This is a genomic window from Nitrosomonas oligotropha, assembly GCF_009833085.1.
GTDB lineage: Bacteria > Pseudomonadota > Gammaproteobacteria > Burkholderiales > Nitrosomonadaceae > Nitrosomonas > Nitrosomonas oligotropha.
In genome coordinates this window covers 1-12492 of the sequence record NZ_QRBZ01000007.1, presented here as the reverse complement: position 1 = coordinate 12492, position 12492 = coordinate 1, and the positions used below count along the sequence as shown (strand labels likewise).

Annotated in this window: 9 protein-coding genes and 1 tRNA gene; all 10 read right to left on the bottom strand. The window is 45.7% G+C overall.

Annotated elements, in window-relative coordinates; translation table 11 throughout:
* Positions 1 to 125: 125 nt before the first annotated feature.
* Positions 126 to 4328 (bottom strand): DNA-directed RNA polymerase subunit beta', encoded by a 4203-nt coding sequence (rpoC, locus tag ABD07_RS02915; protein ID WP_160817037.1) that lies wholly within the window; start codon positions 4326 to 4328, stop codon positions 126 to 128.
* Between the two features lie 98 nt (positions 4329 to 4426).
* Positions 4427 to 8500, bottom strand: a complete 4074-nt coding sequence (gene rpoB / locus ABD07_RS02910) for a DNA-directed RNA polymerase subunit beta (RefSeq protein ID WP_108699733.1) — start codon at positions 8498 to 8500, stop codon at positions 4427 to 4429.
* Positions 8501 to 8653: 153 nt separating this feature from the next.
* Positions 8654 to 9034 (bottom strand): 50S ribosomal protein L7/L12, encoded by a 381-nt coding sequence (rplL, locus tag ABD07_RS02905; RefSeq protein WP_108699734.1) that lies wholly within the window; start codon positions 9032 to 9034, stop codon positions 8654 to 8656.
* 51 nt (positions 9035 to 9085) lie between these two features.
* The gene (rplJ, locus tag ABD07_RS02900) at positions 9086 to 9601 is read right to left on the bottom strand and encodes a 50S ribosomal protein L10 (RefSeq protein WP_160817036.1); all 516 of its coding nucleotides are present in this window, start codon (positions 9599 to 9601) and stop codon (positions 9086 to 9088) included.
* Positions 9602 to 9903: 302 nt separating this feature from the next.
* Positions 9904 to 10596, bottom strand: a complete 693-nt coding sequence (gene rplA, locus ABD07_RS02895) for a 50S ribosomal protein L1 (protein WP_108699736.1) — start codon at positions 10594 to 10596, stop codon at positions 9904 to 9906.
* Between the two features lies 1 nt (position 10597).
* On the bottom strand, positions 10598 to 11029 hold the full coding sequence (rplK, locus tag ABD07_RS02890; protein ID WP_108699737.1) for a 50S ribosomal protein L11: 432 nt from the start codon (positions 11027 to 11029) through the stop codon (positions 10598 to 10600).
* 123 nt (positions 11030 to 11152) lie between these two features.
* Entirely contained in the window at positions 11153 to 11686 is a 534-nt protein-coding gene (gene nusG, locus ABD07_RS02885) for a transcription termination/antitermination protein NusG (protein ID WP_090322718.1), read from the bottom strand.
* A gap of 21 nt (positions 11687 to 11707) precedes the next feature.
* Entirely contained in the window at positions 11708 to 12052 is a 345-nt protein-coding gene (secE, locus tag ABD07_RS02880) for a preprotein translocase subunit SecE (RefSeq protein ID WP_108699738.1), read from the bottom strand.
* Positions 12053 to 12199: 147 nt separating this feature from the next.
* Positions 12200 to 12275 (bottom strand) — tRNA-Trp (locus tag ABD07_RS02875).
* Positions 12276 to 12346: 71 nt separating this feature from the next.
* A partial coding sequence (locus tag ABD07_RS02870; protein WP_476703646.1) for an EF-Tu C-terminal domain-related protein occupies positions 12347 to 12492 on the bottom strand: 146 nt, incomplete at its 5' end.

Below are 12492 nucleotides of genomic sequence, written 5' to 3'. Positions count from 1 at the left end.
AGCGCCTTCGGTCCACTCTGCCCATACAACCCCTCTACCCTCAGGCAGAAACACTCCCCTAGACTACTTAGTCACCTCAGCACTGTCAAGGGGGCATAGATGATGGATTATTAAATTTCTATTTTCTAGACCGTGCTATCGATTGAAATGCTTGATTCCAAACCTAACTCGGATATTCTTCCTTGATTCTTGCGTTTGCTGTGGAAAGACAATCCCGTTCCTGCTGGAACTAATCTTCCTACGATCACGTTTTCCTTCAGGCCACGCAAATCATCTTTTTTGCCCATGATGGCAGCTTCGGTCAATACGCGCGTTGTTTCTTGGAAAGATGCCGCTGAAATGAATGAGTCAGTAGACAATGATGCTTTTGTAATACCAAGCAACTGGAATTCATATGTAGCAGGCATTTTTTTCTCAGCGATCAATCGCTCGTTCTCAATCAACAGATCGGCACGCTCGACTTGTTCACCGGGTATGAACGTAGAATCACCGGCATTAGTAATTTGTACTCGTCTTAACATTTGACGCACAATGACTTCAATATGCTTGTCATTTATCCTAACGCCTTGCAACCGGTATACGTCTTGAACTTCATCGGTAATGTAACGTGCTAGTGCTTCAACACCTTGTAAACGTAATATGTCACGAGGATCTGCCGGACCGTCAACGATAATTTCACCTTTGTTAACAACTTGCCCGTCATGCGCCATAACATGCTTATCTTTTGGAATTAGATATTCATGAACGGTGCCTTCCAGATCGGTAATGACAAGCCGCTGTTTACCTTTAGTGTCTTTCCCGAACGACACGATGCCTGTTACTTCGGCTAACATGCCGGCATCTTTTGGTGCTCGCGCTTCAAACAGCTCAGCCACACGCGGCAAACCACCGGTAATATCCCGCGTTTTCGATGTTTCTTGAGGAATTCTTGCCAGCACTTCGCCAACACTGACCTGCTGCCCGTCACGCACGGTAATAATACAACCAATCTGAAAGGTAATGCTCACGGACTGATTGCTGCCAACCATCTTGATTTCATTACCATCATCATCCAAGAATTTAACCAATGGACGCAAACCTTTTGATTGCGAGACACCACGGCGTTTCGGATCAATGACCACCAATGTCGACAATCCGGTCACTTCATCAATCTGTTTAGCAACCGTTACACCCTCTTCGACATTCTCAAACCGTACTTTACCGGTATATTCCGTGATAATTGGCCGTGTATGCGGATCCCATGTAGTTAATATTTGACCGGCTTTTACCGCTTCACCATTACGTACCATCAATGTCGCGCCATACGATGCTTTGTGTCTTTCACGCTCACGGCCATTTTCATCTTGAATGATGATTTCACCACTACGCGAGATGGCGATTAATTCATTTTGCGCATTCGTTACGTATCGCATCGTAGAAGAGTAATGCACTACACCGCTTGATTTACTCTCAACCTGACTGACAACGGCTGTTCTGGACGCCGCACCGCCGATATGGAACGTACGCATTGTCAATTGCGTGCCTGGTTCGCCAATCGATTGTGCGGCGATGACGCCCACAGCTTCGCCCACATTGACCGGCGTGCCACGTCCCAGATCCCGGCCATAACATTTAGCGCAAAATCCGTAGCGAGTTTCACAGGTCAATGGCGTGCGTACTTTAACTTCATCAATGCCTAAGGATTCGATTAAATCAACAGCATCCTCATCCAATAATGCGCCCGAGGCAAACACGACCTCCTGATTTTCTGAATTAATTAAATCATTTGCCACAACTCTGCCAAGAATCCGCTCGCGGAGCGCTTCAATAATCTCGCCGCCTTCCACTAGAGCCTTCATTACCACACCATTACCGGTGCCGCAATCTTCTTCTGTAACTACAAGATCTTGCGTTACATCAACCAAACGGCGTGTCAAATAACCCGAGTTTGCAGTTTTTAACGCGGTATCCGCCAGACCTTTACGAGCGCCATGAGTCGAAATGAAGTACTGCAATACGTTCAGTCCTTCACGGAAATTGGCGGTAATCGGGGTTTCAATGATCGATCCATCCGGTTTCGCCATCAGTCCGCGCATACCCGAGAGCTGACGTATTTGTGCGGCCGAGCCGCGCGCGCCGGAATCCGCCATCATATAGATCGAATTGAAGGATTCTTGCACCAATGGCTTGCCATCTTCACCCAATTTGTCTTTACCTGTAGCGGGATCTTGCACGGCTTCCACGCCGAGTTGATTCATCATCGCCTTGGCGACCTGATCACCCGCACGTCCCCAGATATCGACTACTTTGTTATAGCGTTCGCCTTGCGTCACTAGACCTGAAGTATATTGACCTTCAATTTCTTTCACTTCTTTTTCCGCAGCAGCAATAATATCGCCCTTCTGCGTCGGTATCAGCATATCATCCGCGCAAATTGATATTCCCGCGCGTGTCGCATACGTGAAGCCCGAGTACATCAGTTTATCCGCAAAGATAACCGTCTCGCGTAATCCGCAACGTCTAAAACTGGCATTGATAAGCTTTGAGATCTCTTTCTTTTTGAGTGTTTTGTTCAGTAATGAAAAAGGTAAGCCCGGAGGGAAAATCTCAAATAACAAGGTTCTTCCCACAGTTGTCTCATAGCGAGTAATCTTTTCACTGCGCTCGCCATCGGCGTTTGTCTCATACTCTTTGATTCGCACTGTAATCTTGGCATTCAACTCGACATTACGGGTTTCATAAGCGCGCGAAACTTCGCCCACATTCTGAAACAACATGCCTTCGCCCCGTGCTCCAACCTTTTCCCGCGTTGTATAGTAAAGTCCGAGCACAATATCCTGCGACGGTACGATAATCGGCTCGCCATTGGCAGGTGACAATACATTATTAGTTGACATCATCAACGTGCGGCATTCCATTTGCGCTTCTAACGAAAGCGGCACATGGACAGCCATTTGGTCACCGTCAAAGTCAGCGTTAAAAGCTGCGCATACCAGCGGATGCAATTGAATTGCTTTGCCTTCAATCAGTACCGGTTCAAATGCTTGAATACCCAGACGATGTAGCGTTGGCGCCCGGTTCAGCATGACCGGGTGCTCGCGAATGACATCTTCCAATATATCCCAGACTACTGGGCTTTCATTTTCAACCTCTCGCTTAGCAGCTTTTATAGTGCTTGCAATCCCCATTATCTCCAGTTTATTGAAAATAAATGGTTTAAACAGCTCGAGTGCCATCTTCTTCGGCAGTCCGCATTGATGCAGCTTAAGCTGGGGTCCGACCACAATCACTGAACGTCCAGAATAATCCACACGTTTGCCCAGCAAGTTCTGACGGAAGCGCCCGCCTTTACCCTTGATCATATCGGCCAAGGATTTGAGCGCGCGTTTATTCGCACCTGTCATCGCCTTACCGCGGCGTCCATTATCAAGTAACGAATCAACCGCTTCTTGCAGCATCCGTTTTTCGTTACGAACGATGATCTCCGGTGCTTTCAGTTCCAGCAGTCGCTTCAAGCGGTTATTACGGTTGATGACACGCCGGTACAGATCATTCAAATCAGAGGTTGCAAAACGTCCGCCATCCAACGGTACTAATGGACGCAGGTCCGGCGGCAATACCGGCAGTACCGTCAATATCATCCACTGAGGTTTAATACCGGACTTATTGAATGCTTCGAGCAGTTTGAGGCGCTTAGAGATTTTCTTGATTTTTGTCTCGGATCCCGTGCTTTCCATCTCACGCCGCAGGATTTCAATCTCCGCAGTAATATCCAGATTACCCAATAAATCACGAATGCCTTCCGCGCCCATGCTGGCATTGAAATCATCGCCATATTCTTCTGTTTTGATTAAATAATCATCTTCCGTCAACAGCTGGCAGCGCGTTAGTGGCGTCATCCCCGGATCGGTAACCACGTAAGCTTCAAAATAAAGCACCCGCTCGATATCGCGTAAGGTCATGTCTAATACCATGCCGAGACGAGACGGTAGCGATTTGAGAAACCAGATATGCGAAACCGGGGAAGCAAGTTCGATATGCCCCATCCGCTCGCGACGTACCTTGGATAAAGTAACCTCAACACCGCACTTTTCGCAAATAACGCCACGGTGCTTCAGGCGCTTGTACTTGCCGCACAAGCACTCATAATCCTTCACTGGGCCAAAAATTTTGGCGCAGAACAAACCGTCTCTTTCCGGCTTGAAAGTACGGTAATTAATCGTTTCCGGTTTTTTTACTTCGCCATACGACCATGAGCGTATTTTCTCAGGAGATGCAAGGCCAATTTTGATGGCATCGAACTCTTCTTTATGAGTAACTTGTTTAAATAAGTCTAGCAGTGCTTTCATTTGTCACTCCTGTCAATCAGGGGGCAATAAAAATTGTATAAATCTAAAGTATGAATGGCAGAATAGAATCGCGTTCGATCATTCAAGGTTCTGAAAAATCAATACTGTTCTAAATCGATATCCATTCCCAATGAACGTATTTCTTTTACCAGCACATTAAATGATTCCGGCATGCCGGCATCAATCTTATGATCACCCTTCACAATACTTTCATATACTTTAGTACGCCCGGTCACGTCATCGGATTTCACGGTCAACATTTCCTGCAAGGTATAAGCTGCGCCATATGCTTCCAGCGCCCACACCTCCATCTCACCAAAGCGTTGTCCGCCAAATTGCGCCTTACCGCCCAACGGTTGCTGTGTCACCAAACTATAAGGACCGGTTGAACGTGCATGCATCTTATCATCCACTAAATGGTGCAGTTTCAGAACATGCATATAGCCAACCGTGACTGGCCGGTCGAAAGCTTCTCCCGTCCGCCCATCGTATAAAGTGATCTGGCCTGATTGCGGCAAACCTGCTAGTTCCAGCATTTCTTTAATTTCATGCTCGGTTGCTCCGTCAAATACAGGCGTTGCAAACGGAACTCCTTCGGTCAAATTTTCGGCTAACGATAAGATTTCACTATCCGATAACGAAGCAATATCTTCTTTTTTACCGCTTCCGTTATAAATCTTATTTAGAAATTCCCTAATCTCACTCACATTCTGTTGAGCTTTCAGCATCTCGTCGATTTTTCTACCCAGCCCTTTTGCTGCCCAGCCCAAATGAACTTCAAGAATCTGCCCCACGTTCATCCGGGAAGGCACGCCCAGCGGATTCAATACGACATCGACTGGCGTTCCATCCGCCATATAGGGCATATCTTCCAACGGTACGATTTTCGAGATCACACCCTTGTTACCATGCCGTCCCGCCATTTTATCGCCTGGCTGTAATCGCCGTTTAACCGCAATATAAATCTTAACCATCTTTTGCACACCGGGCGCCAATTCATCTCCCTGTGTGAGTTTTTTCTTTTTCTCATCGAATGCTGCATCAAATGCTTTGCGCTTTTGCGCCATACTTTCGCGCACCTGCTCCAGCTGTATGCTCGCATCTTCATCGGCCAGGCGAATATCAAACCAGTAATGCGGATCAAAGCTATGCAAATATTCAGCCGTAATCTCTTTACCCTTGGCCAGTTTTTGAGGACCGCCAGTTGCGATCTTACCAATCAGCAAGCGTTCGATACGCTGAAATGCATCTTCTTCCACGATACGCAACTGATCGGCCAGATCCTTTTTATAACGGTCAAGCTCATCATCGATAATTTTTTGCGCACGTTTGTCACGTTCGATTCCTTCGCGCGTAAACACTTGCACGTCGATGACGGTTCCAGATATGCCCGACGGTACTCGCAGCGACGTATCTTTTACATCCGATGCTTTTTCGCCGAATATGGCACGCAATAATTTTTCTTCCGGTGTCAGCTGTGTTTCACCTTTAGGCGTAACTTTCCCAACCAATACGTCACCGGCTTCAACTTCTGCGCCGATATAAACAATACCCGACTCATCAAGACGTCCCAGTTGATGTTCCGATAAATTGGGAATATCAGCCGTTATCTCTTCCGTACCCAGCTTAGTGTCCCGGCTGACAACGGAAAGTTCTTCAATGTGTATCGAGGTAAAACGATCTTCCGCAACAATCCGTTCGGATATCAGAATGGAGTCTTCAAAGTTATAGCCATTCCATGGCATAAATGCCACCAGCATATTCTGTCCAAGCGCGAGTTCCCCCATATCGGTAGAAGCGCCGTCGGCGATAACATCGTCCTTGCTAATATTGTCTCCAACTTTAACCAAAGGTCTCTGATTAATATTGGTGTTTTGGTTTGAACGGGTGTATTTAATCAGATTATAAATATCCACACCCACTTCGCCCATGCGTGTTTCTGCGTCATGCACCCGCACAACTATCCGGCTAGCATCGATATAATCTACAATACCGCCACGCTTGGCTCGCACAGTAGTTCCTGAATGCACAGCCACGACGCGCTCAATACCTGTACCGACAAATGGCTTTTCAGCACGCAAGCATGGAACGGCTTGACGTTGCATGTTCGATCCCATCAGCGCACGGTTCGCATCATCATGCTCTAAAAATGGTATGAGCGAAGCGGCCACAGAGACAATTTGCGCCGGCGCCACGTCCACGTATTCAATCCGTTCCGGCGACGATAATGCAAACTCGTTTTTGTAGCGACAGGAAACAATATCGCTAATCAGCTGATGATTTTCATCAAGCTCAGCATTTGCCTGTGCAATCATATAGTTGCCTTCTTCAATCGCAGACAGGTAATCTATTTCTTCCGTCACCCGGCAATCTTTCACTTTGCTATAGGGTGTTTCGATAAAACCATACTCATTGGTACGCGCATACAATGCCAGCGAATTGATCAGACCGATATTCGGACCTTCCGGTGTTTCAATCGGGCATACCCGGCCATAATGCGTCGGATGCACGTCACGTACTTCAAAACCCGCTCTTTCCCGCGTTAATCCACCTGGCCCCAAAGCCGAGATACGACGTTTATGGGTAATTTCAGATAGCGGATTGGTTTGATCCATGAACTGCGATAATTGGCTGGAGCCAAAGAACTCACGGGCCGCCGCTGAAACCGGTTTCGCATTAATCAAATCGTGCGGCATCAGGTTCTCTGATTCCGCCTGACTTAAACGCTCTTTCACCGCACGTTCAACACGCACCAATCCTGACCGGAATTGATTTTCCGCCAATTCACCGACCGCACGTACACGGCGATTGCCAAGATGATCGATATCATCAATCTCGCCACGGCCATTGCGCAGCTCGACCAGAATTTTAATAACCGCGATAATATCTTCATTCGATAGTGTCTGCGCACCGGTCAACTCGGTTCTGCTCACTCTGCGATTAAATTTCATTCGACCGACAACGGATAAATCATAGCGTTCGGGCGAATAGAATAAACCAGCGAACAATGCCTTGACAGCTTCCTCGGTCGGTGGCTCACCGGGACGCATCATGCGGTAGATCGCAACTTGCGCATTCATTTCATCGGTCGTTTCATCGATCCTCAGCGTTTGTGAGATATAAGCGCCGTAGTTAAGATCATTTACATACAGTGTATGAATTTTTTTGATGTTGGCTTTACGAATTTTAGCCAATGTATCTTCGGTAATCTCGTCGTTGGCAAGCGCGACTACTTCACCTGTTTCCTTATCAACAATATTCTGCGCCAGTATGCGTCCCAGCAAGAAATCTTCCGGCACGTCCAATTGGTCGATCTTGGCTTCCTGCATTTCGCGTATGTGTTTAGCGGTAATGCGCTTATCCTTTTGAACGATGACTTTTTTGCCTTTAGCCGTAATATCAAAACTCGCTACCTCGCCACGCAAGCGTTCCGGCACAAGTTCAAACTGAATACCTTTGTCTGAGAAATGGAAACAATCAAAAATGAAAAACTCTTGCAGTATCTGTTCGGAAGTGCAACCAATTGCTTTTAACAGAGTTGTCACCGGCATTTTGCGACGGCGGTCAATCCTGAAAAACAGACAATCCTTCGGATCAAATTCAAAATCCAGCCACGATCCGCGATAAGGAATAATCCTTGCAGAAAATAATAATTTTCCTGAAGAATGGGTTTTACCGCGATCATGCTCGAAAAACACGCCAGGTGAGCGATGCAGTTGTGACACAATCACCCGTTCAGTGCCATTGATGACAAAAGAACCCGTATCGGTCATTAGAGGTATTTCACCCATATAGACTTCTTGTTCCTTCACTTCCTTGACAGTCGGCTTGGATATTTCCTTATCCATAATCGTCAGTCTTACTCTGGCACGTAATGGCGATGCATAGGTTAGTCCGCGTTGCTGACACTCCTTGACATCGAATACCGGCGCTCCGAGTTCATAGCTGATAAAATCAAGACGCGCATTTTTAGTATGACTCTCGATTGGGAATATTGAATTAAAGGCAGCTTGTAATCCCTGGTTTTGGCGCTTATTAGGCGCGACATTTTCCTGTAAAAAAGCTGCATATGATTCGAGCTGAGTAGCAAGAAGAAACGGTATAGGCAATACGCTCGCACGTTTGGCAAAACTCTTGCGGATACGTTTTTTCTCTGTGAACGAATAGCTCATGAATTTTCTCCGAGAGAAGAAGACAGAGGATTGAAGGATTGAGGCCAGATAACTATCAATTGTTCAAATGCCCAAAATGACACATCAAATGGTCAAAATATCAAAGGCTGGAGGCTGCAATAGCCTACCAGCCTGGAAAATTTATAATTTTTATTACTTAACTTCGCAAGTAGCGCCAGCTTCTAGCAGTTGTTTCTGGATTGCAGCAGCATCTTCCTTGGAAACACCTTCTTTAACTGGTTTCGGTGCGCCATCAACTAAGTCTTTTGCTTCTTTCAAACCGAGTCCGGTTACCGCTCTTACCACTTTGATCACATTTACTTTGCTTTCGCCAGCAGATGAGAGAATAACGGTAAACTCAGTTTGCTCCGCAGCAGCAGGAGCAGCACCGCCACCCGGTGCGGCAACAGCAACAGCAGCCGTTGCAACTGCAGATACACCAAATTTGTCTTCCATCTCTTTGATCAATTGCGACAATTCAAGTACGGTCATGCTCGCAATTGCTTCTAATATCTCATCTTTAGTTACAGCCATTATTTTCTCCTGGTTATTTTCTGTTTACGTATTAAGGAAGCTTGAAGAACGCTATTTGCTATCTCGTACCATGGCTAAGCCACGTACAAAACGAGCAGGTACTTCATTCAATGTTTGTACAAACTTGGCAATAGGCGCCTGCATTGTTCCCAGCAATCTTGCCAGCAATTCATCACGGCTTGGCAACACTGCGAGTGCAGTAATCTCATCGCGCGATATCACTTGTTCGCCGATCGCACCAACTTTGATTACGAATTTTTCATTGTCTCTAGAAAACTCATGCAGCACTTTCGCAGCTGCTACCGGATCGGTACTGATTCCATAAGCAAGCGGACCAACCATATGCTGAGCTAACCCTGCATAAGGCGTATCTGCAACAGCACGTCGAACCAATGAATTTTTTATGACATGAAAATAAACTCCTGACTCGCGAGTTTTCGCTCTCAATTGCGTCATTTGACCAACTTCCATCCCTCGATACTCTGCAATAATAATCGCTTGAGCGTTAGCTACTTGAGCGCTCACTTCGGCTACTATTGCTTTTTTCTCATCAAGATTAAGACTCAAGGTTCACTCTCCATCAGTTAAAAATAGCATTCGATGCATGAATAAATCTCCATCCTCGAACACTACACACTGGTGACCTTAAACCAGGAAAAACAAAACTCCTGTCTGGGTTCACCATCTACGCTGGGTTCTCAAGATATCGCAGAAAAAACTAAAAATTCCAATCATTTTCTTCTGCATAGTTGAGTGTTTAAGTGTCATCCAGTTAAATCCAGAAAGTCTTTCATTTACTTTCAGCACACCCCAACGGTCTTTGATAATCCTCAAATACAGATTGTATTTGATGGCCCAAAGTTCTTTTATTACGTTATGCTTGTTTGATCTACCCGTATACCAATGCCCATAGTACTTGAAACGGACACTTTTCTCAGATAAATGCCTTTTGACGAAGCCGGTTTGGATTTATTCAGCGCCTCAATCAATGCCTTCAAATTTTGTTTTAATGCATCCGCACCAAACGACGCACGGCCAATTGTGCAGTGTATGATGCCGGTTTTGTCCGCTCTAAATTGTACTTGCCCAGCCTTCGCATTTTTAACCGCACCGGCGATATCCGCAGTCACGGTACCTACCTTTGGATTTGGCATCAAACTACGCGGCCCCAGAATTTGACCTAATTGGCCAACAACCCGCATCGCATCCGGACTTGCGATAGCAACATCAAAGTTGATATTCCCGGCTTTAATATCAGCAGCCAAGTCATCAAAACCGACAATATCTGCTCCCGCTTCTTGCGCTTCTTTTGCTTTATCGCCTTGCGCAAACACAGCAACACGCACTGTTTTTCCTGTACCTGCGGGCAATACCACCGAGCCGCGCACAGCTTGATCGGATTTCTTCGCATCAATACCTAAATTCACTGCAATATCAATAGATTCATCAAACTTTGCCGTTGCAGCTTCTTTAACGAGTCCCAATGCTTCGTCAATCTGATACGTCTTGTTTCGATCCACTTTACCTGCAATAGCTTGGTAGCGCTTCGATGAACGTGCCATGTTATATACCCTCCACTTCTATGCCCATACTTCTTGCACTTCCAGCAATCGTGCGTACAGCAGCATCCAAATCTGCCGCTGTCAAATCCGGCATTTTTGTTTTAGCAATCTCTTCGGCTTGACTACGGCTTAATTTCCCTACTTTGTCTAAATGAGGTCTAGGGCTTCCTTTTCCAACACCTGCAGCCTTTTTAATTAAGACCGATGCGGGTGTCGTTTTCATTACAAACGTAAAGCTTTTATCAGCATACGCAGTAATGATTACGGGCACAGGCAAACCCGGCTCCAATTTCTGGGTAGCCGCGTTAAACGCTTTACAAAACTCCATAATATTTAACTGCCGCTGACCTAGCGCCGGGCCAATAGGCGGGCTTGGATTCGCTTTCCCGGCAGGGACCTGCAACTTAATATAACCAGTAATCTTCTTTGCCACTACATCCTCCTGATGGGTACAATCGAACGACTATACGTTCTCCCCGGTGATAAACAATAAAAAAATAGCCAAAAAACTTTAATTCAATTTACTTTCAATTCTGAAAATATAACATCTATCTTACTAGGATTTCTCTACTTGATTGAAATCCAACTCAACCGGTGTTGGGCGTCCGAATATGGAAACCGAGACTCTGAGTTTGCTTTTATCGTAGTTGACATCTTCCACGTTGCCATGAAAATCTGTAAACGGCCCTTCCTTAACGCGAACTGCTTCACCAATTTCAAATAGAATTTTTGGCTTTGGTTTTTCAACACCCTCTTGAATTTGATGGAGTATATTATCGACTTCCTTCTGACTTATTGGCGTAGGTTTCATAGCGGAACCGCCGACAAAGCCTGTCACTTTCTCGGTATTTTTAACCAGATGCCACGAATCATCGGACATCTCCATTTCTACGAGTACATAACCCGGAAAAAACTTACGCTCACTGATATTTTTTTGGCCGCTTTTCATTTCTATCACCTCTTCAACCGGTACTAGAATTTGACCAAATTTATCTTGCATGCCAGCTCGCTCAATGCGATCCTTCAATGCACGCTGTACACTTTTCTCATAACCCGAATAAGCGTGAACTACATACCATTTCATACCCATTCTTTCCTCTGAGAGACGTGATCAAGCATCCGGATTCATCATAACTTTCACAAGTGACATCAACCCAGCATCAATCAGCCATAAAAACAACGCCATGGCAATGACAAAAGCAAACACTACACCTGATGTTTGCAGTGTTTCTTTGCGGCTAGGCCAAACTACTTTCTTCGCTTCTTCAGAAGATTCCCTGCAAAATACATAAAATTCCTGACCTTGGGTTGTAAATCTTGCAGTGACCGCAGCCAGCAAAAATCCTGCCAGAATAGACAATATGCGCACAACCATGGCGCTCTCATTTAAATAAATGAAACCTGCTACACCAGCAATAACAAATATAAATACAAGTCCAAGCTTCAATTTATTCACGTCTATTGAATCCTTTTTATTCCTTGCGATTGTGAAAAAACATTCGATTGCACTACAAAGCCGAATTAGCTCATTTTATTACCACAATCAAAACCGCTATCTTACTAGCTCAATTCACTTAATTATTATCAACGCAATCCAGTTATATGGCAGGCCAGGAGGGCATCGAACCCCCAACCTTCGGTTTTGGAGACCGACGCTCTGCCAATTGAGCTACTGGCCTTTTAACTGAAATGTATCTGAAGCTAAAATCACAAAAAAACAATTACTATCCTGTTTCTTTATTACAACAACTTACTCAATAATTTTTGCGACGACGCCGGCACCAACCGTGCGCCCGCCTTCCCGTATCGCAAATCGCAATCCGTCTTCCATCGCAATCGGTGCTATCAGGTTTACTGTCACCGATACGTTATCGCCAGGCATCACCATTTCCGTGC